The 24,527-nt window shown below is 53.7% G+C and carries 20 protein-coding genes and 2 pseudogenes; 4 read left to right on the top strand and 18 right to left on the bottom strand.

The features are described 5' to 3' along the window. Position 1: 1 nt before the first annotated feature. The 4 genes and pseudogenes from hybO to ACMZI0_RS09675 all read right to left on the bottom strand — a co-directional run bounded on the left by hybO (position 2) and on the right by ACMZI0_RS09675 (position 4,621). A pseudogene (gene hybO / locus ACMZI0_RS09660) lies at positions 2–1,151 on the bottom strand (hydrogenase 2 small subunit). A gap of 820 nt (positions 1,152–1,971) precedes the next feature. After that, positions 1,972–3,564 carry an ABC-F family ATPase gene (locus ACMZI0_RS09665; protein ID WP_415672779.1) on the bottom strand — a complete coding sequence of 531 codons (1,593 nt, stop codon included), beginning with the start codon at positions 3,562–3,564 and terminating at the stop codon, positions 1,972–1,974. Positions 3,565–3,737: 173 nt separating this feature from the next. Further along, complete coding sequence (locus tag ACMZI0_RS09670) at positions 3,738–4,361, bottom strand: ParB/Srx family N-terminal domain-containing protein (protein ID WP_415672780.1); 624 nt, start codon at positions 4,359–4,361, stop codon at positions 3,738–3,740. Beyond that, complete coding sequence (locus ACMZI0_RS09675; RefSeq protein WP_415672781.1) at positions 4,319–4,621, bottom strand: hypothetical protein; 303 nt, start codon at positions 4,619–4,621, stop codon at positions 4,319–4,321. Before ACMZI0_RS09675 ends, ACMZI0_RS09670 begins: the two co-directional genes overlap by 43 nt. A 203-nt stretch (positions 4,622–4,824) precedes the next feature. Here ACMZI0_RS09675 and ACMZI0_RS09680 point away from each other — a divergent pair, with 203 nt between their 5' ends. From ACMZI0_RS09680 to treC, 4 genes and pseudogenes are all read left to right on the top strand, one after another. Continuing rightward, a complete protein-coding gene (locus ACMZI0_RS09680; protein ID WP_415672960.1) occupies positions 4,825–5,292 on the top strand; it encodes a GNAT family N-acetyltransferase in 468 nt (155 codons plus the stop codon). A gap of 443 nt (positions 5,293–5,735) precedes the next feature. Continuing rightward, positions 5,736–7,154: a PTS trehalose transporter subunit IIBC gene (gene treB, locus ACMZI0_RS09685; RefSeq protein ID WP_415672782.1), complete on the top strand. Its 1,419-nt coding sequence runs from the start codon at positions 5,736–5,738 to the stop codon at positions 7,152–7,154. A 99-nt stretch (positions 7,155–7,253) separates the two neighbouring features. Continuing rightward, positions 7,254–8,474, top strand: a pseudogene (gene treB / locus ACMZI0_RS09690) (PTS trehalose transporter subunit IIBC); the annotation flags it as partial. A 46-nt stretch (positions 8,475–8,520) separates the two neighbouring features. Next, positions 8,521–10,191 (top strand): alpha,alpha-phosphotrehalase, encoded by a 1,671-nt coding sequence (treC, locus tag ACMZI0_RS09695; protein WP_415672783.1) that lies wholly within the window; start codon positions 8,521–8,523, stop codon positions 10,189–10,191. A 16-nt stretch (positions 10,192–10,207) separates the two neighbouring features. Here the strand turns inward: treC and tssK (ACMZI0_RS09700) are convergent, their stop codons facing one another. The 14 genes from tssK (ACMZI0_RS09700) to nuoE form a co-directional block, all read right to left on the bottom strand. Beyond that, positions 10,208–10,894 carry a type VI secretion system baseplate subunit TssK gene (gene tssK, locus ACMZI0_RS09700; RefSeq protein WP_415672961.1) on the bottom strand — a complete coding sequence of 229 codons (687 nt, stop codon included), beginning with the start codon at positions 10,892–10,894 and terminating at the stop codon, positions 10,208–10,210. Then, on the bottom strand, positions 10,825–11,031 hold the full coding sequence (locus ACMZI0_RS09705) for a hypothetical protein (protein ID WP_415672784.1): 207 nt from the start codon (positions 11,029–11,031) through the stop codon (positions 10,825–10,827). Before ACMZI0_RS09705 ends, tssK (ACMZI0_RS09700) begins: the two co-directional genes overlap by 70 nt. Continuing rightward, complete coding sequence (gene tssK / locus ACMZI0_RS09710; RefSeq protein ID WP_415672785.1) at positions 11,028–11,498, bottom strand: type VI secretion system baseplate subunit TssK; 471 nt, start codon at positions 11,496–11,498, stop codon at positions 11,028–11,030. Before tssK (ACMZI0_RS09710) ends, ACMZI0_RS09705 begins: the two co-directional genes overlap by 4 nt. Positions 11,499–11,947: 449 nt before the next feature. Beyond that, complete coding sequence (gene elaB, locus ACMZI0_RS09715; RefSeq protein ID WP_415672786.1) at positions 11,948–12,259, bottom strand: stress response protein ElaB; 312 nt, start codon at positions 12,257–12,259, stop codon at positions 11,948–11,950. Positions 12,260–12,458: 199 nt separating this feature from the next. Further along, positions 12,459–13,916: an NADH-quinone oxidoreductase subunit NuoN gene (gene nuoN, locus ACMZI0_RS09720; RefSeq protein WP_415672787.1), complete on the bottom strand. Its 1,458-nt coding sequence runs from the start codon at positions 13,914–13,916 to the stop codon at positions 12,459–12,461. Positions 13,917–13,922: 6 nt separating this feature from the next. Further along, a complete protein-coding gene (gene nuoM, locus ACMZI0_RS09725) occupies positions 13,923–15,458 on the bottom strand; it encodes an NADH-quinone oxidoreductase subunit M (protein ID WP_415672788.1) in 1,536 nt (511 codons plus the stop codon). Between the two features lie 129 nt (positions 15,459–15,587). Continuing rightward, a complete protein-coding gene (gene nuoL / locus ACMZI0_RS09730; RefSeq protein ID WP_415672789.1) occupies positions 15,588–17,426 on the bottom strand; it encodes an NADH-quinone oxidoreductase subunit L in 1,839 nt (612 codons plus the stop codon). Continuing rightward, positions 17,423–17,725 (bottom strand): NADH-quinone oxidoreductase subunit NuoK, encoded by a 303-nt coding sequence (gene nuoK, locus ACMZI0_RS09735; RefSeq protein WP_195315030.1) that lies wholly within the window; start codon positions 17,723–17,725, stop codon positions 17,423–17,425. The genes nuoL and nuoK overlap by 4 nt, the downstream gene beginning before the upstream one ends. Further along, entirely contained in the window at positions 17,722–18,270 is a 549-nt protein-coding gene (nuoJ, locus tag ACMZI0_RS09740; protein ID WP_415672790.1) for an NADH-quinone oxidoreductase subunit J, read from the bottom strand. The genes nuoK and nuoJ overlap by 4 nt, the downstream gene beginning before the upstream one ends. A gap of 10 nt (positions 18,271–18,280) precedes the next feature. Continuing rightward, the gene (gene nuoI, locus ACMZI0_RS09745; protein WP_415672791.1) at positions 18,281–18,823 is read right to left on the bottom strand and encodes an NADH-quinone oxidoreductase subunit NuoI; all 543 of its coding nucleotides are present in this window, start codon (positions 18,821–18,823) and stop codon (positions 18,281–18,283) included. Positions 18,824–18,835: 12 nt separating this feature from the next. After that, positions 18,836–19,813, bottom strand: coding sequence for an NADH-quinone oxidoreductase subunit NuoH (gene nuoH, locus ACMZI0_RS09750; RefSeq protein WP_415672792.1), 978 nt, complete (start codon positions 19,811–19,813; stop codon positions 18,836–18,838). Continuing rightward, positions 19,810–22,536, bottom strand: coding sequence for an NADH-quinone oxidoreductase subunit NuoG (gene nuoG, locus ACMZI0_RS09755; RefSeq protein WP_415672793.1), 2,727 nt, complete (start codon positions 22,534–22,536; stop codon positions 19,810–19,812). Before nuoG ends, nuoH begins: the two co-directional genes overlap by 4 nt. A gap of 117 nt (positions 22,537–22,653) precedes the next feature. Then, positions 22,654–24,003, bottom strand: a complete 1,350-nt coding sequence (nuoF, locus tag ACMZI0_RS09760) for an NADH-quinone oxidoreductase subunit NuoF (RefSeq protein WP_415672794.1) — start codon at positions 24,001–24,003, stop codon at positions 22,654–22,656. Then, entirely contained in the window at positions 24,000–24,527 is a 528-nt protein-coding gene (gene nuoE / locus ACMZI0_RS09765; protein WP_415672795.1) for an NADH-quinone oxidoreductase subunit NuoE, read from the bottom strand. Before nuoE ends, nuoF begins: the two co-directional genes overlap by 4 nt.

Here is a 24,527-nt window from a genome sequence, read left to right on the forward strand (position 1 = left end):
CTTAGCCCTCCCGGGAATCGTTACCGGCGTCTTGCTGCCCCTGTTTTTGCTGAGCATTTTTCTGTTGACGCCCCAATTCCCTCACTGCCATCAAGCTGACGCCGCCGACTACGCCCAGTACCCCCCCGATCAAGCCCACCGCAGTGGCGGAGACCTCGCCACCTTCGGGGCGATCTACCGTGGGTTTCTGCGCACGCGGCGTGGGATTTTCCACATTCGCTAGCTGGAAGATCCCTTTCCTGAAGCCGACACCCTCTTCGTTACAACCATAGCAGGGGGTGACCGATGCCCACCTGCCAGATACCGCCTCCGACATCGCAGAACTCAATGATCGAGCAGTTGCCGTAGGTTTCCGGCCCTTTACATCCCAGGTGGTAGAGACACCAGCCTTGACGATGCCCATCATCACCAAACTCTTTGGCAAAACGACCGGCATCAAAGTGCGGGCGACGCTCACAGTGCTCATGAATCAAGCGACCATAGGCAAAGGTAGGACGCCTTTTGGCATCCAGTGCAGGCGCACGTTGGTAGGTAATGATATGAGCAACAGTCGCAAGAAAGTTATGAGGATTCGGCGGACAACCGGGAATATTGATAACGGTCTTACCGGGCAGCACCGCTTCCAGACTGGCGGCACCGGTCGGGTTGCTGCCCGCCGCCGCAACGCTGCCCCAGGCGGAGCAGGAACCGATGGCGATAATCGCTGCTACATGTTCCGCAGCTTCACGGATATGATCGACGATAGGTTTGCCCGCCACCATGCAGTAGATGCCACCATCCTTAATCGGAATCGAGCCATCCACCACCAGCACATACTTGCCTTTGTACTGCTCAATGGCACGGTGCTTGTTCTCTTCCACCTGCTCACCAAATGCGGCCGAAAGTACCTCATGGTATTCGAGCGAAATGGTATTCAGGAGCAAGTTTTCAATCGTCGGGTGAGTAGCACGCAGCAGGGATTCGGTACAACCCGTACACTCCTGAGCGCCAATCCAAAGCACCGGCGGACGCTGCGCGGAGCCAAGGGATTGCGCAATCTCTGCGGCAGCGGAATCCGCTAACCCCATCGACTCGGCAAGTGCTGCACATAACTTCATAAAATAACGGCGATTAACGCCGTGATGGGAAAGCATTACATTTTCCCCAGTCATTTTTTATTATTCTCCTGTAACCAGAACGGAGCTTACCCAATGGATTTCGAAAAGCAGACAGACGACTGTCTCGCATACTCCCGAAAACTGATGTGGATAAGCCTAGCGGGGTAAGCAAGAAAGCCGACACACCTGCAACTTCAACGGTGTGGGGTATAACACACAACATATGTGCGGGTATGGTAATGAGGAAATTCATTTAACAGACTTGATCTTCATCAAGCGCTGGGACATTAGCCTGCTTATTTCTGTTATAAGTGTGATTGTTTACGCATCATCCTTTTATTTTGTCCATTCACATCGAATTTAAATGAGAAACAATCTCAATAACTATTTTTTTCTATTTTTTGCAGCCTTGATTTCGGTGCTTAATCGATTAACCCAGAAAGGGTTTATATATATTATTGATTTTTAACAAAATTAAATATAAATTATATTATTTTTTAATATATCGTATTTTCCTGTTTCTGGCAGGTCAACATAGGATCTTTCAAAAACCTCTTTAAAAAATTTAGTTAAATAAAAACCTTTAACGCAAATTTTTTGAATCGCATCACAACGCGGGATATATTGCTCAGGTAGAGGAAAAGGCACAAATAGCCCAATGATGGTTGACGAAAAATAATAAATAACAGTGACTATAACCCTAAGGGAGTAGGAGCATTGCAAATCGCCCTAGTGAGAACAGCAGCTTAAGCGAAATTGCAAGATACTACGTGTGATCGAATACTCGATATCAAAAAGGGTTGGCGAGGGAGTTTGCGGCGAAACTCCCGCTGCACGAGAATACTCACGTACAGCGGGATAACAGAGAATTGGGTTACTCAATACTTTGACTGCGCAGGTACTCTTCATAATTTCCGGTGAAATCCACCACCTTGTTCGGCGTAATTTCCAGTACGCGCATCGCCAGCGAGCTGACAAACTCACGGTCATGAGAGACAAACAGCAAGGTGCCCTGATAGAGCTTCAGCGCCATGTTAAGCGCTTCGATCGATTCCATATCCAGGTGGTTGGTGGGTTCATCCATCACCAGAACATTGGGGCGTTGCATCATCATCTTGCCAAACAGCATACGGCCTTTTTCACCGCCAGAGAGGACTTTAACTTTCTTCTTGATGTCATCCTGGCCGAACAGCAGGCGACCCAGCACGCTGCGCACAGCCTGCTCGTCATCCTTCTCCTGTTTCCACTGGCTCATCCAGTCAAATACCGTCAAATCTCCATCAAACTCATATTCATGGTCTTGCGCGTAGTAGGCGATGTTGACATTTTCAGACCACTTAACCGTGCCTTTATCCGCCGCCAGTTCCCCCACCAAGGTTTTCAGCAATGTGGTTTTACCAATACCGTTGGTCCCCAAAATGGCAACTTTTTCACCCACTTCAAGCAGCAGGTTAAAGCCGGAGAACAGCGGGCCGTTATCAAACCCTTTTGCCAGCGCTTCCACTTCCAGCGCATTACGGAACAATTTTTTATCCTGATCAAAGCGAATAAAGGGGTTCTGACGGCTGGATGCCTTCACTTCATCAAGCTGAATTTTTTCAATTTGTCGCGCGCGAGACGTTGCCTGACGCGATTTGGATACGTTGGCGCTAAAACGGCTGACGAAGGATTGCAGCTCAGCAATCTGCGCTTTTTTCTTGGCGTTGTCTGCCAGCAGACGTTCGCGCGCCTGGGTGGCCGCCGTCATGTATTCGTCGTAGTTACCGGGATAAACACGCAGTTCACCGTAGTCCAGATCCGCCATGTGGGTACACACCATATTCAGGAAATGGCGGTCATGCGAAATGATGATCATGGTGCTGTTGCGCTCGTTCAGCACATTTTCCAGCCAGCGGATGGCGTCGATATCCAGGTTGTTGGTCGGTTCATCGAGCAGCAAAATATCAGGATTGGAAAACAGCGCCTGCACCAACAGTACGCGCAGTTTCCAACCGGGTGCGACTTCACTCATCAGGCCATAATGCTGCTCCAGCGGAATACCCACGCCCAACAACAATTCGCCCGCGCGGGATTCTGCGCTGTAGCCATCCATTTCACCGTATTTGACTTCCAGATCGGCAACTTTATAGCCATCTTCCTCGCTCATTTCCGGCAGCGCGTAAATACGGTCACGTTCTTCCTTTACAGTCCACAGTTCACTGTGTCCCATAATCACGGTGTCCAGTACGCTGAAATTTTCAAACGCGAACTGATCCTGACGCAGCTTACCGAGACGCTCATTCGGATCGAGGGCAACGTTGCCACCACTCGGTACCAGGTCACCGCCCAGAATTTTCATAAAGGTGGATTTACCGCAACCGTTAGCGCCGATCAACCCGTAGCGGTTGCCGTTGCCAAACTTGACGGAGGTATTTTCAAACAGAGGTTTACCGCCAAACTGCATCGTAATGTTGTTGGTGCTTAACACGGCGTTGACTCAAATAAAAAGTGTGATTTAACGCGCATTATGCCACAGGCACGCCTTGGGGTCGCGTGCAGTTTATAAACCGAATAGAAATGGTCATGTGTCATGCCAGGCATAACACGCCTACCGTTTCGAATACAGCAGTGCCAATTTACCGTCGGATTTATTCAACTTGTTCAATTTTTGTGGTTTACCTCGGTAAATTGCCCGAGCTGTTGCAGCGTAGGCGAAGCGGAATCGGGTAAGGTGTGGGTCTCTGGTGACGCCTGTGTGATGATCTGTGCCGCCTTTTGCAACAGAGCAAAATAGGCCTGCGACGTTGCAGTATCCGCTGGCGTAATCGCAAGTTGGCTTTTTAGCCATGCGCCCAGATAAAATTCCAGAAAAGGCGGTGACGGTTCCGGTCGTTCATAAGCAATGCCACGCAAGAAGTACAGCACCGATCGATAAGGGCCGTCCTGCATGGTGCTAATTCCCACCTGCGCAGGTAGTTCCTGAGGCGCAATTTTGCCCATAGGGCCAGTCAACCACACCAGATGATGTTGTTGCATGTAGTCCCAGAATGCAGCCATCGACGATAAATGGCGCAAATCATCGGTAATACGCAATGACAGCGTGATATCGCTATCCAGCGTGCTGGCGCGTAGCGCGCTCACGGAATGATGGCCGTCTGTCAGGTAAATCTGACCGTCTGGAGCAAACACCGCCGATTTCACCTCTTCGGGATGTGTCCCAGCCGGTTTCGTGCAGCGAAAGCTCACGGGTGCGGCAAGGGTCGATAAGTCAGAGAAATCAGCCACTTTCCCAGCCCCTTCTCCTTTACAAAAATCATCAAATAGCGTGCGCGGTTTTTGGCGATAGCGCGCGAGATCGTGTAGGCAACTTCAGCCTTACCTATCGCTGGTTGAGTGGGGCGAATAGCCGATGCTTTCACGGCAATCAGCGTCGCGTTGGCAAATACCGCCCCGCTCCAGGTTACCATCAGCGCCATGATCCCGGCGAATACCAACCTCACCTGCCCGTGTGACAGGCAAGATCGTTGCAGATGCATGCACGCCATAAAGCCTCATTAGTGGAGAAGTTGACCCAACATATCAGCACAGTAGAATCATTTGATGCTCGCTGGCAAGACTTTCACGCCATCACAGTCACACTTCTCATCAAAAATCACAGCAGGGAGCCAATATGTTACGAACACTACAGATTCTGCACCGCCCTCCCCATCTGACATTGGCATTACAAGAAGAGTAAGATGCCCCCACACTGTTCTCCCTGATACAACAGGAAAAAGCCCGCCTGCGGCAAACACTGGCCTGGCCGGATAAAGTGCGGCAAATCGAGGACACGTTGGCAACCATCAGAAAAAACCGCGAGGATTTTTTTGCCGGGCGCGCAGCGGTCTATCTCATCCGCTGGAAAGACGAAATTGCAGGTGTGGCATCGTTTAATAGCCTGAAGGAATCTCAGGGAGAGATAGGTTACTGGATGGCTGAACGCTTTCAGGGGCAAGGCATCGCTTCGCAGGCGATCCAATTATTGATCGATTCTTTCGCCGATGCCGACATACTGGACACCTTTATCATCAAGGCCGCCACAGTGAATCAGCGTAGCAATGCACTGGCCCAACGCCTGGGCTTTGCGTTTGTCGATCGCTTACCCGCCGCAGAGAAAATCGGGGAAAACGTTTACGATCAAAACCGTTATCGCTATCAACGCCACGTTCCACAATGAGCAAACATCAACACAGTAAGGTGATACCAGTCATTGCGAAAAAATAGTGACATTCGTCACAAAAATGTTGAAATGCCGTTCTCTTTGGGTTACTCTTTAAAACGTGATAAACATCATATTTATTAACTCATCCAAGGAGACTGATTATGAAAATGTTTCGCGATATCAGTAAATTCTTCAAAAAAATGGGGAATGTTTATATCAGCTACTGTGAACGTATCGGCTCAATCATCAGCCCGTTCTGATAACAACTACGTCCCTTGCTAAGGCCGCCTTTTTCTCTCTTGGCGGCCTTCTTTTTCTTTACTCACGCCCTCGTTTTGACAAGAACCGATTATAACTGATGCGATTATTTGATTGCGATCGCACTGCGGTTACGTTGTTTACCCAGCGCCACATTCGTTGTAACCTGGTTTCACTGGGTATTCACACAAGGATGCGCAATGAGCAAAGTACAACAACAAGATATTGAGCGATTAATCACACTGCTGGGTGGAATCGACAACATCGTTACACTCACGCACTGTATCACCCGTTTACGTTTTGTGCTGCAAGACCCCGCCCGTGCCGATGCCAAAGGCATTGAAACGCTACCAATGGTCAAAGGCTGTTTCATCACCGCAGGGCAGCTTCAGGTCGTTATCGGTACCGAGGTGGGCGATTATTTTCAGGCGCTCAGCGCGCGTACCGGCAAGACCAAAGCCAATAAGGAGAGCCTGCGTCAGTCGGCCCGCCAGAATATGTCGCTGCTGGAAAGTGGAATTTCCCACTTTGCTGAAATTTTCTTTCCGCTACTGCCCGCTCTGATCAGCGGTGGGCTGATTCTGGGCTTGCGTAACGTTATCGGCGACATTCCGTTTTCTGACGGGCGAACCTTGATCCAACGTTACCCCGCCTGGCAGTCGCTGTATGATTTCCTTTGGCTGTTGGGTGAAGCGATTTTCTTCTATCTGCCCGTTGCCATTTGCTGGTCTGCGGTGAGGAAAATGGGCGGTACGCCCGTCTTGGGCATTATCCTGGGAATTACGCTGGTATCCCCGCAGTTGATGAATGCCTACCAGATTGGTCAGCAAAGCCCCGACGTATGGGATTTTGGCTGGTTTGCCGTTGAAAAAGTCGGCTATCAGGCGCAGGTTATTCCGTCGCTACTGGCCGGCATCACCCTGGCTATGATTGAAACCCGATTAAAAAAATGGGTGCCTGATTCACTCTATCTGGTGGTGGTTCCTGTCACCGCATTGGTGATCTCCGTCGCACTGGCACACGCGGTGATTGGTCCGTTTGGCCGCTTGATCGGCGATGGTGTCGCCTGGGTGGTCAAAGGGCTGATGACCGGCAGTTTTGCGCCGATTGGTGCCGCGCTGTTCGGCTTTTTCTATGCACCGTTGGTGATTACCGGCGTGCACCAAACGACGCTCGCCATTGATATGCAAATGATTCAAAGCATGGGTGGTACTCCGGTGTGGCCGCTCATTGCGTTATCGAATATTGCCCAGGGTTCCGCCGTTATCGGGATTATTCTCATCAGTCGCCGACACAACGAGCGCGAAGTTTCCGTGCCAGCAGCCGTGTCTGCCATGCTGGGCGTCACCGAACCTGCCATGTACAGCATCAATCTGAAATATGGGTTTCCGATGTTGTGTGCCATGACGGGGTCTTCCCTGGCTGGGTTGCTGTGTGGACTTATCAGTGTCACCGCCAATGGAATTGGCGTTGGCGGTTTACCCGGCATTTTGTCCATCAAGCCAACCTTCTGGGGCATCTATTTAGCCGCAATGGCGATTGCCATGGTGATACCGGCGCTGTTAACCATGGTGGTCTATCGCCGTAAACAGCGCAATGGCACCTTGCCTTTCCAGTAAGTGGCGCGTTCAATGCGCAATGGGCATCAGGTTAATAGCCCGGTGCCTCACAAATCTAATAATTCGCTCGTAATACCGGTTCATCGGCGATTACAGACGCTCGGTACTGACGTTGAAGCCTATTACCAGGCATTACAGGTCGCCATCGGTAAAGCCCCTGAGAATGAAGAAGCGGCCCTGCACTGCGTGCGCAATAATGTGTCACTGTGGGAGCAGGCTATTTCACACTTCGCAGAGATCTTCTATCCGCTGCTGCCTGCCTTGATCAGCGGCGGCCTGATCCTTGGCGTACGCAACGTTATCGGTGATATCCCGATGGTAGAGGGTCAGACACTGATCGAAATCAGCCCTGTTTGCCGCACAGTGTATGACTTTCTCTGGCTGCTGGGCGAGGCCATCTTCTACTATCTGCCTGTGGCTATCTGCCGGTCAGCCGTGAAGAAACTGGGTGGCACACCGGTGTTAGGTATTATTCTCGGTATTACCCTCGTCTCCCCTCAGCTAATGAATGCCTATTCCATCGGGCAGCAAATACCGGCCGTGTGGGATTTTGGCTGGTTCACGATACAGCGTATTGGCTATCAGGCGCAGGTTATCCCGTCCCTGCTAGCCGTTGTTGTGCTGGCAATGATTGAGCTACGTCTCAAACAATGGATACCGGACTCATTGCACCTGGTTATGGTTCCAGTGCTGTCGCTACTGCTGGCAGTGTTTCTGGCACACACGGTTATCGACCCTGTTGGGCGTACCATTGGGGACTGTATCGCCTGGGCGATCACCGGCGTGATGACCGGCAGTTTTGCCCCCCTCGGCGCAGCGTTATTCGGCTTTCTCTATACGCTACTGGTGATTACCGGTGTGCATCAAACGACGCTGTCGATCGATTTGCAAATGATCCAGAGTCTGGGGCATACCCCGGTCTGGCCGCTGATCGCGCTGTTAAACATTGCACAAGGTTCCGCAGTGATTGGCATTATGCTGATCAGCAGAAAAGTGAATGAGCGGGAAACCTCGGTACCGGCAGCAATTTCTGCCATGTTGGGTGTTGCAGAGCCCGCCATGTACGGTATCAACCTGAAATATGGCTTTCCCATGCTCTGTGCCATGATTGGCTCTGCACTGGCTGCACTCTTGTGTGGCGTGAGTGGCGTGATGGCCAATGGTATCGGTGTCGGTGGATTACCCGGCATTTTGTCCATCAAGCCCTCATTTTGGGGCATCTATCTGGTCGCCATAGCGATTGCTATCGTCATACCAGTAATGCTCACCACCACCGTGTATCGACGGAAACAACGGCTGGGCGCATTGCCCAATGGGTGATTGCGGCCTATAACTAGCGTACAGGCAAGCGTAAACGGATAATGGCATGACAGCACCGCTTCCCTGGTGGCGCACTGGCGTCATCTATCAAATCTATCCCAAAAGTTTTCAGGACAGCACCGGTTCTGGTACCGGCGATCTGCGCGGCATCATTTCGCGGTTGGATTATCTGCAACAGTTGGGGGTCGATGCGCTGTGGCTAACGCCGGTTTATCCCTCGCCGCAGGTGGATAATGGCTATGATGTCGCAGACTATTGCGACATCGATCCCGCTTATGGCACCCTGGATGATATGGAAGCGTTGATCACACATGCGCATGCGCGCGGCATACGTATCATCATGGATATGGTGTTCAACCATACGTCTACACAACACCCCTGGTTTGTGCAGGCACAAGCGCCAGACAGTGAATATCGCGCTTTTTACTGTTGGCAGGAGGGAACAGAAAATGCGCCCCCCAACAACTGGCGCTCCAAGTTCGGTGGCAGCGCCTGGCAGTGGCATGCGCCCAGCCAGCAGTACTACCTGCACCTGTTCGCAACGGAACAGGCAGATTTAAACTGGGAGCACGCGCCGGTTCGTGAAGCATTGAAAGCCGTGTGCCACTTTTGGGCTGACAAGGGGGTAGATGGCCTGCGTCTGGATGTCATCAATCTGGTGTCAAAACAGCAGGATTTTCCTTCCGACACTGAAGGGGATGGCCGACGTTACTACACTGACGGCCCACGTATGGTGGAATTTCTGCACGAATTCAACCGTGATGTGTTTTTACCGCGCCAGCTAATGACCGTCGGTGAGATGTCCTCTACTACGCTTGCACAGTGTCAGTACTATGCCCCGCTGTCGGGCAACGCGCTGTTGATGACGTTCAACTTTCATCACTTAAAAGTGGATTACCTTGGCGGAGAAAAATGGACGCTGGCCGCCCCCGATTTCATTCAGTTGAAAGCGCTGTTTAATACCTGGCAGCAAGGCATGCACAACAAGGCCTGGAGCGCGCTGTTCTGGTGTAATCACGACCAGCCGCGTATCGTCTCTCGTTTCGGCGATGAAGGTGAATATCGCACAGTATCAGCCAAAATGCTGGCGATGGTACTGCACGGTATGCAGGGCACGCCCTATATCTATCAAGGGGAAGAGATCGGCATGACCAACCCGGGCTATGACACCATTGCACAATATCGCGATATCGAAAGCCTGAATAGTTACGAGGAACATCTCGCCAAAGGCGAAACGCCAGCACATGTATTGCGTATTCTCGCCAGCAAATCGCGCGATAATGGGCGCAGCCCGATGCAGTGGTCAGATGCTGCATCGGCTGGCTTTACGCCGGGTGTTCCCTGGATCGCCCCCGGCGTGCGTTACCCTGAAATCAACGTTACACAGGCTCTCGCCGATCCGCATTCGGTGTTTTACACCTACCAACGGTTGATCGCCCTGCGTAAAGCGCTTCCCCTGTTAACCTATGGAGACTATCAGGACCTGGCCCCTGAACATCCCAGCATCTGGTTCTATCGCCGTCGTTGGCAGGGACAGCAGTTACTGGTACTCGCCAACCTAAGCCGGGATATGCAGCCTTGCGCGCTGTCAGCCTTGCCGCATCCACAGGGCTGGCGTCTGTTGCTGAGCAACTATGATGATGCCAGCGTGCACCCGGCGTCACTCACGCTACGCCCTTACGAAGCGATTTATTGGCTGTCTGACACCGAACTGTAAAGGTGACCGCGGAGGATTACTCCTCCACCACGGCGAAAAGCGTAAGCGCTAAATCGCCACCGTGATCGGGCACCGAGATAGCACAGTGCCCGGCAGCCAGCTCCCCCCGCACGGCGGAATGCTCAAGATCGACCATGAAACAGAGATTTTCCCAATCTAAAGGTATAGCAGCGGGAATACGATTAACCGGTTGTAACGGCCTGCTTTCACCCGTCGCAGCGTTGTGCCCCCGGACAGCATGCCGAGTGCCGATCTCACACCGCGCCATAATATGAGATTGTAACCGATGCGAAGGCCACGAAGAGCGCGCCAGAAGATAAACTCCGGAGACAGAATCCAGATTATGCTGCCGCAACTGCCCCACCCACAGATGATCTTTTTCACGCATCAACTCAATTCCCACAGCCCGTGCAGGCAAGCAGGTTTCAAGCAACGCATTGAGTAGCGCAAACAGAGGAGGAAACACGTCACCAAGCCGCAAGTGGTCATAGCGTGGAATATCGGCCATGCTCCATTCCGGTGTATAAACCAACAGTGGCCCAGCTAATTTAACCAGTTCCCGATAGACCAATTCCGGATGCAATGCCGTTGCCAGGCTCACTTCACTCAACACTGACTCGTAGCGGAACACATTCAGCAGCCAAAACAGCGGGATATCAGGTCGCCTATGGTGTCCTCGTTGTTCATAACGCAGCGCCAGCAGGCGGGGCGGCGTTTCATGCGTGAACTCGACAACAATTTCTCTGTCTGTGCCACCAGCATCGGCGCGGCGGAGAACGCCAGCAGCGGTGGGATGAAGGAGGGGTCAATTTCCCAGCGTCCTTGTGCGTTTCGGTTCAATCGCGCAAGGGGAGGGGATAGGTTTGATAGCCACGGTTTTCATCAGCACTGAAACGTAAGCCGATCGCGGCACTCATCGCCACATCTCTCCCACACGCTTCCCGGCCAGAGGATCCCGCCTGGTAAGCTAACGCAGGCGGTTCCTGCACTCGAGAGTGGTGCTGTAACGGGCGGTGCTCATTTGTGGGGAGAGCCAGCAGCACATCGACCTGTTGCAGCTCTTGTGCCAGATGCTGATCCAAGGGCACAGCGCATGGAAGAGCCGCCGTATTGGCAGTTCCGATCCGGGTGCCATCAGGCAAGCAGATAGACAATTGTTTTAGTGTTAATAACTGATGCTGCATCGCGTCTTCATCGAGTTGCAGCGCTTCTATACCCCACGCATTTAATAGCGATTGAGGCGAAGGGTATTTGCGGCGATATCTGTTCCAAACCGGGGTGAACAGAGACGGCCGTGAAGAAAGCAAGGCGCCTCTGTTCCATTCCATCGAGGTCGTGGCGTCTTCATTCTTGGCGGTTCTCCTCAATATTTTGTGCACTCTGGCAATACAGGTTTATGCAGCGAATTCTCTCAACAGGAATCGGTGATGATAATACCAACATAACCCCAGCACCGAAGCAGTAATGCACCTATTCGTTAGTGATATAATTTACAGGTATAAGTAACGTCAATGACGGCGACACAGTAGCAGATATGTTAGCCAGAAAGAAACAAAATTACCGACAGGGAAAATAAATGAGAATCTTCGTTAATTGTGAAGATATTTAGCAACGATAAATAAGTGACTGCCTTATGCAGTTCCCACCACATAATACGCGCAAGCAAAAATCTCCTTAGAGATAGCGAGCGTTTTTAGTCAATAGGGGGATAGCACGGCAATAATCATATTATCACCGTACTCCGTTGGCCCCCACGTTAGCGGCGCGCCAGCAATATGCCGAGCACTATCCCAACCGATGCCCCCAGTCCCACACCGTGCCATGGTTTTTTATGAACATAGCCATCAGCACGATTCGCGACTTGTTTTGCCTTGGCATAATAACTGTCGGAAATACCCAACATGGCCTTAACTTCCAATAGGGCATTCTCCGCATTTTTCTTCAAGGTAATATAAGCTTCATCGGCACTATCACCGGAATAACGTAATATATCATCTAACGTATCTGCTAATAATTTAGCGTCGTCTTCAATACGAATATCTTCAACAGGTTGTTTTTTCTCAGCCATTATCTACTCCATGTTATGTAACACAACAGTAGATTAACTATAGTCAACTTCTCCGCTCATAGGACCACGATTTCCACAGACCATTCCGAAAATAAAAAAACAGATGCCGCCAAGAGATCAGACTTATACAGTGACGCAGCAAAAAAAACCGCCGCGACCGATAACGGCTGCGGCGGTTTTATAGCGCAAACCCAATGAATTACATTAGAGGCTGCGCCATCTGAACCAGCGAAATCAGCGGCTGCGGATAGAGACCCAGCAGCAACACCGCGATGGCGGAAATCAGCACGACCACGCCGCCTGCTGTCAATGCCCAGTTGTTAGGCGTATCGCGCTGGCGTTCTTGCGGTGCAGTGAGATACAGGCTAACCATCACACGCAGATAGTAATAAAGACCAATAGCACTCCCCACAACCACGGCACCCGTCAGCCACCACAGCTTGGCATCGATACCCACAGCCAATACATAGAATTTGCCGAAGAAACCGAGCGTCATCGGGATACCGGCCAGGGAAAGCATCATCACCGTCATTACCACAGACAGGATCGGCTTATGCCAGAACAAACCGCGATAAGAGAACAAAGAATCGGCATCCGGACCACGGTACGGGCTGGACATCAGACTCACAACGCCGAAGGCGCCCAGACTGCTGAACAGGTAACCCGCCAGATAAACACCCACCGTTTCCAATGCCAACTGGTGAGTTTGCACGGCAATCAACGCCACCAGCAGGTAACCGAGATGAGCAATGGAAGAGTAACCCAGCAGACGTTTGATATTGCTTTGCGCAACGGCCATCAGGTTACCGAACAGGATGGAGGCAAACGCGATCACACCCAGCGCGGTTCTTACCGAGTCACTGTCTACCATCGGCGCATAAAGGAACAAACGCATCACCGCCCCAAAAATGGCGATCTTGCTGGCGGTAGCTAGGAAAGTCGACACTGGCGCAGGTGCACCTTGATACACGTCCGGCGTCCAGAGGTGAAACGGCACCAGCGAGAGTTTGAACCCTAAACCCACGATCATCATGCCGAGGCCCGCCAGCAGCAGAGGCTCATGCAGCGTGCGATCCGCCAAACGTGCGCCCAGGCTGGCAAAGCTCAGGCTGCCAGATTCGGCATAGACCAGCGCCATACCAAACAGCAGGAAGGAAGACGCAGCAGCAGAAAGAAGCATGTATTTGATACCCGCTTCCAGTGATCGACGCTGACGAAACGCATAGCTCACCAGACCGAATAACGGCAGCGAGATAAGTTCAATACCGATAAACAGCGACGCCAGATGGTTGGCACTTGCCAGCAAGACGCCGCCCAATGCGGCAATCGCCACCAGCAGATAGAACTCATCGCGGTTATCCGGATAGCCTTCTAGCCAAGGATAGGCAAAGGTGCAGGTCGCCAGACTGGCAAGCAGCACCAGCGCGGTATAGAACATTGAGAAACCGTCTACCCGCAGCAAAGGCGTGACATCCATCGGCCCGGCATTACCCACCAGAACCAGCGAGAACAACGCAATGTTAAGACCGATAACCGTGACGGTCGCATTAAAGAAATGGTTGCGTCGCCACGCAATGCACAGCATCACAACCACTGCCGTTAATCCGACGATTAACAGCGGCAGGAGTGCGATTAGGTGTTGAAGAGTTATTGTCATGGCGAATTACGGCCTTGTCGTTGAACGTGTTGAATCAGTTACAGATGACATAAACCAGTGCTGGATATTAGCCATCGCCGCATCTGACGTATTCAGGATGGTCTGCGGGAACAAGCCGAGCAGCACCAGCAATACCACCAGCAACATCACCATCGACAATTCACGGGTGGACAGTCCCGGCAGTTTCTCCTCGGATTTTGGCGCACCGTAGTAGGCACGTTGCATCATCACCAGCGAGTAGACAGATGCGAACACCAAACCAAACGTCGAAATCACGGTAATCACCGGCACGACAGGGTAGCTGCCGAACAGGATCATAAATTCGCCCACAAAGTTGCCAGTGCCCGGCATCCCCAACGTTGCTACCGCGAAGAACAGCGACAGCGCAGGCAAGAAACGAATACGCGCCCATAGACCGCCCATCTGGCGCAAATCGCGCGTATGCAGACGCTCGTAAAGCTGGCCGCACAGAATAAACAAACCAGCAGCGGAAAGCCCGTGCGCAATCATCTGAATGACCGCCCCCTGATAAGCCAGATGGCTACCGGAGTAGATGGCAATCATCACAAAGCCCATGTGAGACACCGAGGTGTAGGCGATCAGGCGCTTGATATCGGTCTGCATAAACGCCATCCAGGCACCGTAGAAGATACCGATAACACCCAGCCACATCGCGATAGGGGCAAATTCATGAGAGGCATTGGGGAACAGCGGCAGGCTGAAACGCAACAGACCATAGGCCGCCGTTTTCAGCAAAATACCGGCAAGGTCGACAGAGCCCGCCGTCGGTGCCTGGCTGTGCGCATCCGGCAGCCAGCCGTGCAGCGGCACCACCGGCATCTTCACCGCAAAGGCGATAAAGAAGCCCAGCATCAGCATATATTCCACGCCGCGCGACATCGGGGTTTTCAACAAATCGGTGTAATTGAAGGTCCAAACCCCGGTGGCATCGTGATGCACGAACACCAGCGCCAGAATGGCGATCAGCATGATCAAACCGCTTGCTTGGGTATAGATAAAGAATTTGGTTGCCGCGGTAATACGCGTTTTCCCATCCGAACCTTTGTGCCCCCACAGTGCGATGAGGAAATACATCGGCACCAGCATCATCTCCCAGAAGAAGAAGAACAGGAACATGTCGATCGCCAGGAACACGCCAATTACGCCGCCGAGTATCCACAGCAGGTTCAGGTGGAAGAACCCCTGATAACGCTGGATTTCATTCCACGAACAGAGGATAGCCAGAACGCCCAGCAAACCGGTTAGCACTACCACCAGTAGCGACAGCCCATCCAGCGCCAGATGAATACCGATACCGAAACGTGGGATCCACGGCACATTGTATTCAGACTGCCACAACGGCACATCAGCCTGCGCGGTTAAAGAGTAGCTGCCCTGCAACCAAAGCAGCAGCGACAGCACCAGCGTTAACCCCATTGATATCAGTGCGATCCAGCGCAGCACGCGGGTGCCGAAGCGCTCGAGCTGCCAACACAGCAGGCCGCCGATAAAGGGGAGAAGAATTAGCCAAGGTAGTAGCATGGCGTTTTGCGTCCCTAATTTTAAGAAATCTGAAAACTTGCTGTGGCGGAGGCCATTATTGTTGGCCTCCCGCCCCTGCGCATTGTTACTGCATATCTCTTATCGCGTTTATCTGGTGGCACATCGCCATCAGATAAATTGTAACAATGCCAGCACCACAACCGCTCCTACGCCCATTGACGCAACATACCAGCGCAGTTGACCATTCTGACTGATGGCCAACCCTTTGTTACCCCAACGCACCACCACGGCAGGCAAGCCCATCATCGCGTTCAACGGATCGCGCTGTAGCAGTTTGGCAATCACCAGATACGGTTGTACGAAGACTTTGTCATACAACCAGTCAAATCCCCAGGCGTGGAACCACCAGGTGGAGAAGAAGCGGCCCGGTGCGCTGGTCACGACCTGGCGTTTACCCAACCACAGCACGGCAGCCAGCAGAATGCCTTCAATCGCCACCACGCCAGATGCAATTTCGAGCGTCAAGGTGCGGTCATGGCCGAGTTCCGTTGTCTGCGGCAGCACGCCGTGCAACGGCGGCACAATCAACGCACCGACGAAGGTGGAAAGCACCATCAGCACCAGCAATGGAATGTGATGAGACAGTCCTTTTCCTGCATGCGCCTTGGTCTTCGCTTCGCCATGGAACACGATGAAAATCATGCGGAAGGTATACAGCGACGTCATAAACGCCCCGGCCAGTCCCGCCATCATCAGATCCATGTGGCCGTTAGCCCAGGCACCGGCCAGAATTTCATCTTTACTGAAGAAGCCAGCGGTGACCAACGGCAATGCCGCCAGCGCCGAGCCACCAATCAGGAAGCTGACGTACACCAACGGAATGGTTTTACGCAGCCCGCCCATCTTGAAGATGTTCTGTTCGTGATGGCAGGCGAGAATGACCGAACCGGAGGCCAGGAACAGCAACGCTTTAAAGAAGGCGTGCGTCATCAGGTGAAAAATCGCCGCATCCCACGCTTGAACACCCAGCGCCAGAAACATGTAACCAATCTGGCTCATGGTGGAGTAGGCCAACACGCGTTTGATGTCGCTTTGCACCAGCGCGGCAAAGCCTGCCAGCACCAGCGTCACTGCACCGACAATGCCAACCAGATGCAGCACATCCGGCGCCATCAGGAACAAGCCGTGGGTACGAGCAATCAGGTAAACCCCTGCGGTCACCATGGTGGCGGCGTGGATCAGCGCGGAAACCGGTGTCGGGCCCGCCATCGCATCTGCCAGCCAGGTTTGCAGCGGCAACTGGGCAGATTTACCCACCGCACCACCCAGCAACATCAGGGTTGCCCAGGTAATAGCCGGTGAACCTTCCGCCAGTTTCTGCGGTGCCAGCACCATCAGCTCGCGGAAATTGAGCGTGCCCAACTCTTTAAACAGGATGAACAGCGCAAAGGCCAGGAACACATCACCCACGCGCGTCACCACAAAGGCTTTCATCGCAGCCGCACCGTTTTTCGGGTTGGTATAGTAGAAGCCGATCAGCAGATAGCTGCACAGCCCTACCCCTTCCCAGCCGAGGTACATCAGCAGCAAATTATCCGCCAGCACCAGAATCACCATGCTGGCGATAAACAGGTTGGTATAGGCGAAGAAGCGGGAGTAACCCTCTTCACCGCGCATGTACCAGGAGGCGAACAGGTGGATAAAGAAGCCAACGCCAGTCACTACCGACAACATGGTGAGAGACAGGCCATCCAGCGCCAAACGGAAGGCAATGTCAAAGTTGCCTACCGCCATCCAGGTCCACAGATGTTGACTGAAAAACGTCACGCCGCCTTCATGCTGCTGCGCAAAGAAATCCATCGCAACCCAACAGGTGGTCAATGCGGCCAACCCGATGGAACCCACGCCCACGGTATCAGCGGTGTTTTCCGACCAACGACCGCGTGAAAATGCCAACAGCAAAAAGCCAAGCAGCGGGAATAGTATTGTTAAGTAGAGTAAGTTCATCCGCGCATCTCACTGACAGTATCGATATTCAGGGTATGACGACGGCGATACATCTGGAGCAACAGCGCCAGACCGATACTGGCTTCAGCTGCCGCCAACGTGATCGCCAGAACATACATCACCTGCCCATCCGCATGTCCCCAATAGCTGCCAGCAACCACAAACGCCAGCGCAGCAGCATTGATCATTACCTCCAGACTGATCAGCATAAACAATAGGTTACGCCGAATAATCAGACCAGTCAGCCCGAGCAGGAATAAAATGGCAGCCAAGGCCAGCCCATGTTGTAACGGGATCATGCGCGCTCCTCCGCCAGTTTCTTCTCTGCATCTTCTTTCGGCTGCTTGTCGATCATTTTGTCTTCGCGACCTACGTGGAACGCGACCACTAGCCCGGCCAGCAGCAACATGGATGCCAGTTCAACTGCCAACACATACGGCCCAAACAGCGTAATGCCTACCGCTTTAGCATCGATCACTGCGCCAGAAATTTCCGCGCCGCTGAGGCTGAAAATCGCCCTGACCACCACGATCAGCAACAGCAGCGAGAGCAACCCGGGGCCAATCCACACGCCCGGTTTCAGCCAGGCGCTTTCCTGTTCCGTTACGCTGTTGCCGAGGTTGAGCATCATCACCACAAACACGAACAACACCATGATGGCACCGGCGTAAACAATGATTTCTACCGCACCGGCGAAGTAAGCCCCCAGCGAGAAAAATACGCCGGAAATGGCCAGCAACGAAACGATTAAATACAACAATGTATGTACAGGGTTGGTGTGCGTAATCACACGTATGGTCGCCAGAATAGCGATTAACCCCGATGCATAAAACGCGAATTCCATGCTCGGCTCCTTAGGGCAACAGGCCTTTGACATCAATGGGTTTGGCTTCGTTTTCGGCGTCGCCCTTCTCTTTCCCATCGATAGCCATGCCCGCCATCCGGTAGAAGTTGTATTCCGGGTATTTACCGGGCCCAGAGATCAACAGATCCTCTTTTTCATACACCAGATCCTGGCGTTTGTAGTCGCCCATTTCGAAATCTGGCGTCAGCTGAATCGCCGTAGTCGGACACGCCTCTTCGCAGAACCCGCAGAAAATGCAGCGCGAGAAGTTGATGCGGAAAAATTCGGGATACCAACGACCATCCTTCATTTCCGCTTTCTGCAAGGAGATACAACCAACCGGACAAGCCACAGCGCACAGGTTACAAGTAACACAACGCTCCTCACCATCCGGATCGCGCGTCAGCACAATACGGCCACGATAACGCGACGGTGGGTTTACGGGTTCTTCCGGATACATTTTGGTTTCGCGCTTTTTGAACGCGTTGGAACCAACCATACAGATACTGCGTACCTGGGTACCGAAACCAACCACAATGTCTTTTATCTTCATGGTCAGTTCCCTTTAGTGTGCGTTGTACAAAATCACAGCCGCCGTCGCCAGCAGGTTGAGCAGCGTTAATGGCAAGCAGACGGTCCAACCGAATGTCATCACCTGGTCATAGCGCGGACGCGGCAAAGAGGCACGGATCAGGATGAACATCATCATGAAGAAGCCCGTTTTCAGCGCAAACCAGATGAAAGGCGGTAACAACGGTCCGTGCCAGCCACCAAAGAACAGCGTCACCATCAGTGCCGATACGGTCACAATGCCGATATATTCACCGACGAAAAACAGGCCGAATTTCATACCGGAATATTCGATGTGGTAACCATCCGCCAGTTCCTGCTCTGCTTCCGACTGGTCGAAAGGATGACGGTGACACGCCGCCACACCGGCGATGGCAAAGGTAACAAAGCCGAAGAACTGCGGGATGACGTTCCACAGGTGTGCCTGAGATTCGACGATATCGCGCATATTGAACGAACCAGCCTGTGCCACCACGCCCATCAACGACAGGCCGAGAAACACTTCGTAGCTCAGCGTCTGCGCTGACGCACGCACCGCCCCCAGCAGGGAGTATTTGTTACCGCTCGCCCAACCGGCGAACAGTACAGCATACACCGCCAGCCCCGCCATCATCAGGAAGAACAGCAGGCCGATGTTTAAATCGGCGACACCCCAGGTCGGGGTGACCGGTACAATGGCGAACGAGAGCAACAGTGAGGTGAAGGCAATCACCGGCGCCAGTGTGAAAATCACGCGGTCGGTAAAACGCGGTACCCAGTCCTCTTTAAAGAACATCTTGATCATGTCGGCGACCAGCTGCAACGATCCGCCCCAGCCCACGCGGTTTGGTCCGTAACGCCCCTGGAACAGCCCCAGCAGACGACGCTCGCCCATACTCATGAATGCGCCGCAGGTGACCACCACCAGCAGGATCACCACGGCTTTGCCGACGGCGATCAAGGCATCCATAACCTCCGGTGTTAACCAGCTCATTGTGCAGCCTCCCGCAGACTTTCAATAGTTGCCCCAGCCAGCGACGGCGCAATACCCGGGAACCCTAACGGCAATCCGACCTGCCCCTGATGCAGTGCATCGCTCAGGCGCAGGGGCAGGCGCAGCGTCTGCCCCTGACATTGCAGCTCAAGCAGTGCGCCCGCGTTGACGCCCAGCGTCGCGGCATCGGCGGTACTGACCATCACGTAAGCATCATCCATACGTTGTTGGATAACCGACGAACGCTGCGTCATCTCTTCACTGCCGAACAAATGGTAGTAAGGTGCGATGCGCCACTGCCCCGGCTGCGCGCTAAATGCCGCCGGAATAGCGTCGAAGTAACTCAGCACATCTTCGCCCGCTTCGATCAGACGCACACCGGGATCGCCGTGGCGCAGGTGACCGCCCACTTCGTCCTGGAATTTGTTCCAGGCCTGCGGGGAGTTCCAACCGGGAGACCAGGCAAACGGAATCTGCTGGCGCGCGGCGGTCGGGCTGTTGTTCCCTTCCATCGAGAAGGCAAACATGGTGTCTTTATCTTGTGGCTGACGCGGTTCATGCACGCTGATATTGGCACGCATGGCGGTACGGCCACTGGAACGATTGGGTGAGCGCGCCAGCTTCTGCCCGTTAATGCGGAAATTGGCATCCGGTGCGGCGTCTTTGATCCCCGCCAACTGCGGCAACGCGGTCACACAAGCATCAATTACGTGATCCAGTTGCGTCCAATCAACCTTGCGGCTCTGGTAGGTGCTGGCAAGCGAATGTAACCAGCGCCAGCTTTCCAGCATCACGACGCTGTTATCGTAGTAAGCCGGATCGTACACCTGGAAGAAGCGCTGGGCGCGGCCCTCCTGATTCACCAACGTACCGTCACTTTCAGCGAAGCTGGCAGCAGAGAGGATCAGCGAAGCCTTGTCCATGATGGCCGTGCGCTGGTGATCCAGCACAATCAGGTTGGTGACTTTGGCGAGCGCCGCATCCACACGCGCCTGCGGGGCGTGGCGATACAGATCGTTTTCCAACACCACCACGCTGTAGGCTGCGCCGCTCTCCAACTGTGCCAGCGCATCATCAAGCGAACCACCGCCGATCATCGACAGGCCAATGCTGTTCGCAGCGCTTGCAACAAAGGTCACGCCGACATCAGAACCACGCTGTTTGAGCGCTTGTGCCACGTTGGCGGCGGCTTCAATGATAGCTTCGCTGCCAGAATGAGTGCCGGAGATAATCAGCGGCTTTTTCGCCCCTGCCAGCGCCTGCACGATAACATCGACTTTCGGTGCCAAATCGGCGGCCAAATCAGTGACCGCCGGGGCATTTTCATCCAGCGCATGGGCGATGGCGAAGCCAAGGCGCGCCTGATCGTCTACCGGTGCGCGGTAGTTCCAGGCAGCGATATCATCCAGACGGGTTTTATCCACCGACGTCATAAACAACGGGTGCTTAGCGTGTTGACCAATATTGAGGATCGCCGCAATTTGCCAGTCTGCCACTTTTTGCGCAGCCGCCATTTCACGCGCTTTGCCCTTCACCGCCTGGCGGACCGCCAGCGCGATACGCGCACCGGTTTGGGTCAAGTCTTCACCCAGCACCAATACGGCATCATAGCCTTCGATGTCACGCAGCATCGGCGTACGTACACCGCTGTCACGCAGCACTTTGAGGATGAGTTGTAAACGCGCCTGCTCACCGTGCGCAATGCCGGTGTAGAAGCTTTCTGCCCCGACCAGCTCACGCAGTGCGAAGTTGCTTTCCACACTGGCGCGGGGAGAGCCGATACCAATCACGCGTTTTGACTGGCGCAGCACATCCGCTGCCCCTTGCAACGCCTGGTCGGCGTTCAGGGCAATCCAGTCATCGCCCCGGCGCTGCAACGGCTGGCGCGGACGATCTTTAGCGTTGACGTAGCCGTAACCAAAACGGCCACGGTCACACAGGAAATAGTGGTTTACACTGCCGTTATAACGGTTTTCGATACGACGCAGTTCGCCGTAACGCTCACCCGGGCTGGTGTTACACCCAACGCTGCACTGCTGGCACACGCTGGGCGCAAACTGCATATCCCATTTACGGTTGTAGCGCGCAGAGTGGGTCTTGTCGGTGAACACCCCGGTCGGGCACACTTCTACCAGGTTGCCGGAAAACTCGCTTTCCAGCACGCCATCTTCAGGACGGCCAAAGTAGACGTTGTCATGGGCGCCATACACACCCAGATCGGTGCCACCGGCGTAGTCTTTGTAGTAACACACGCAGCGGTAACAGGCGATGCAGCAGTTCATCTCATGCGAGATAAACGGCCCCAAATCCTGATTGCGGTGAGTACGTTTGGTAAAGCGATAACGGCGGAAGTTGTGTCCCGTCATCACCGTCATATCCTGTAGATGACAGTTACCGCCCTCTTCGCAGACCGGGCAGTCGTGCGGGTGGTTGGTCATCAGGAATTCGACGATGGTTTTGCGGAACAGTTTGGCTTCCTCATCGTCGATGGCGATAAAAGCGCCATCGGTTGCGGGGGTCATACAGGACATGACCAGACGGCCACGCGTATCTTCCGCATTTTGGTACTGCTTAACCGCACACAGGCGGCAGGAACCGACGCTACCCAGCGCGGGATGCCAGCAAAAGTAAGGAATATCAAGCCCCAGCGTAAGACATGCCTCTAGCAGGTTGTCCGAGCCGTTCACCTCATACTCTTTGCCGTCTACATGAATCGTAGCCATAGTCAGCATGCTTCCATAATGGCCCGTGTTGCCACAGGCGCTAATCAAAAATTCTGTAATAAGAGCAGGCTATCCGCCAGTGGGGATGTGCTTCGTCCCCTGTTATTGTCGGCTTGATTACCAACGCTCTTTCAGCAGGTTCGGCTGAATACCGCCAATCGCTTTGGTATTTCCCAGATATTGCGGCGCAATGCCCGCTTCAAATTCGTCACGGAAATACTTAATCGCGCTTTGCAGCGGCTCAACAGCGCCTGGCGCATGGGCGCAGAAGGTGTTGCCCGGCCCGAGGAAGCGGCACAGCTGTTCCAGCGTTTCGATATCGCCAGGTTGCCCTTCGCCCCGCTCCAGCGCGCGCAGGATCTTCACGCTCCACGGCAAACCGTCGCGGCACGGCGTACACCAGCCACAGGACTCACGGGCAAAGAACTCTTCCAGATTGCGGGTCAGCGCCACCATGTTGATCTCGTGATCCACCGCCATTGCCAACGCTGTACCGAGACGGCTGCCCGCCTTGGCGATGTGCTCGAAATCCATTGGCAGATCGAGATGGGCTTCGGTAAGAAAATCGGTGCCTGCACCGCCCGGCTGCCAGGCTTTGAATTTCAGCCCCTCGCGCATGCCGCCCGCATAGTCTTCCAAAATCTCACGTGCCGTGGTACCAAACGGCAATTCCCACAGGCCAGGGTTTTTCACGCGGCCAGAGAATCCCATCAGCTTGGTGCCTGCATCTTTACTCTTACCGGCAGACAGCCCCTGATACCACTCAGCGCCGTGCGCGATAATCGCAGGCACGTTACACAGGGTTTCCATGTTGTTTACGCAGGTCGGCTTTCCCCACGCACCGGCAGAAGCCGGGAACGGTGGCTTGGAGCGCGGGTTAGCGCGGCGGCCTTCCAGGGAGTTGATCAGCGCCGTCTCTTCACCACAGATATAGCGCCCGGCACCGGTGTGCACGAACAGCTCGAAATCGAACCCGCTGCCGAGAATATTTTTACCGAGCAGGCCCGCTTGTTTGGCTTCTTCGATGGCGCGACGCAGGTGAACCGCAGCCTCCACGTATTCGCCACGCAGGAAGATATAACCGCGATACGCCTTGAGGGCGAACGCACTGATCAGCATGCCTTCCACCAGCAGGTGCGGCAATTGCTCCATCAGCAAACGGTCTTTGTAGGTGCCCGGCTCCATCTCATCCGCGTTACAGAGCAGATAGCGGATGTTCATGCTTTCGTCTTTCGGCATCAGGCTCCATTTCAGACCGGTGGAGAAGCCCGCACCGCCGCGCCCTTTCAGGCCCGCGTCTTTTACCAGGCTGACAACTTCGTCCTGCACCATGCCGCTGAGCGCTTTCTGAGCCGCCGCATAGCCATTTTTGGCGCGGTATTCATCGAGCCATACCGGCTGCTTGTCATCACGCAGACGCCAGGTCAGCGGATGCTGTTCGGGCGTCAAAATCCTGTTCATACTCATTGATACGGCTCCAATAGCGAATCGATATCGTCAAGCTTGACATGACTGTGCGTATCTTCGTCGATCATCATCGACGGGCCTTTGTCACAGTTGCCCAGGCAGCAGGTCGGCAGCAGGGTAAAGCGGCCATCAAAGGTCGTTTGACCGGGTTTGATCTTCAGTTTTCGCTCCAGTGCAGCCTGCACGCCCTGAAAACCGTTGATGTAGCACACCACGCTGTCGCAATAGCGAATCACATGCCGTCCGACCGGTTGACGGAAAATCTGGCTATAAAACGTTGCCACGCCTTCCACATCGCTTGCCGGAATCCCCAGAATGTCAGCAATGGCGTTGATGGCTCCATCCGGCACCCAGCCACGCTCTTTCTGGACAATTTTCAACGCTTCGATGGACGCCGCACGCGCATCTTCGTAATGATGTTTCTCATGCTCGATGGCATCACGCTCAGCGTCGCTCAATACAAAAACAGACTCGTTCAGCGCGGCTGCGGCGTTAATAGGTTGTTGAGTGTCTTGATCATGCAT

This window comes from Symbiopectobacterium sp. (assembly GCF_047692315.1).
GTDB lineage: Bacteria > Pseudomonadota > Gammaproteobacteria > Enterobacterales > Enterobacteriaceae > Symbiopectobacterium.

Bases quoted from the DNA above. Each gene is read 5' to 3' on its own strand.
- nuoJ (WP_415672790.1), bottom strand. From the start codon at position 18,270: ATGGAATTCGCGTTTTATGCATCGGGGTTAATCGCTATTCTGGCGACC.
- nuoL (WP_415672789.1), bottom strand. From the start codon at position 17,426: ATGAACTTACTCTACTTAACAATACTATTCCCGCTGCTTGGCTTTTTG.
- nuoG (WP_415672793.1), bottom strand. From the start codon at position 22,536: ATGGCTACGATTCATGTAGACGGCAAAGAGTATGAGGTGAACGGCTCG.
- nuoN (WP_415672787.1), bottom strand. From the start codon at position 13,916: ATGACAATAACTCTTCAACACCTAATCGCACTCCTGCCGCTGTTAATC.
- nuoF (WP_415672794.1), bottom strand. From the start codon at position 24,003: ATGAGTATGAACAGGATTTTGACGCCCGAACAGCATCCGCTGACCTGG.
- nuoM (WP_415672788.1), bottom strand. From the start codon at position 15,458: ATGCTACTACCTTGGCTAATTCTTCTCCCCTTTATCGGCGGCCTGCTG.
- ACMZI0_RS09675 (WP_415672781.1), bottom strand. From the start codon at position 4,621: ATGGCGTGCATGCATCTGCAACGATCTTGCCTGTCACACGGGCAGGTG.
- treB (WP_415672782.1), top strand. From the start codon at position 5,736: ATGAGCAAAGTACAACAACAAGATATTGAGCGATTAATCACACTGCTG.
- nuoH (WP_415672792.1), bottom strand. From the start codon at position 19,813: ATGAGCTGGTTAACACCGGAGGTTATGGATGCCTTGATCGCCGTCGGC.
- treC (WP_415672783.1), top strand. From the start codon at position 8,521: ATGACAGCACCGCTTCCCTGGTGGCGCACTGGCGTCATCTATCAAATC.
- nuoE (WP_415672795.1), bottom strand. From the start codon at position 24,527: ATGCATGATCAAGACACTCAACAACCTATTAACGCCGCAGCCGCGCTG.
- nuoI (WP_415672791.1), bottom strand. From the start codon at position 18,823: ATGAAGATAAAAGACATTGTGGTTGGTTTCGGTACCCAGGTACGCAGT.
- nuoK (WP_195315030.1), bottom strand. From the start codon at position 17,725: ATGATCCCGTTACAACATGGGCTGGCCTTGGCTGCCATTTTATTCCTG.
- elaB (WP_415672786.1), bottom strand. From the start codon at position 12,259: ATGGCTGAGAAAAAACAACCTGTTGAAGATATTCGTATTGAAGACGAC.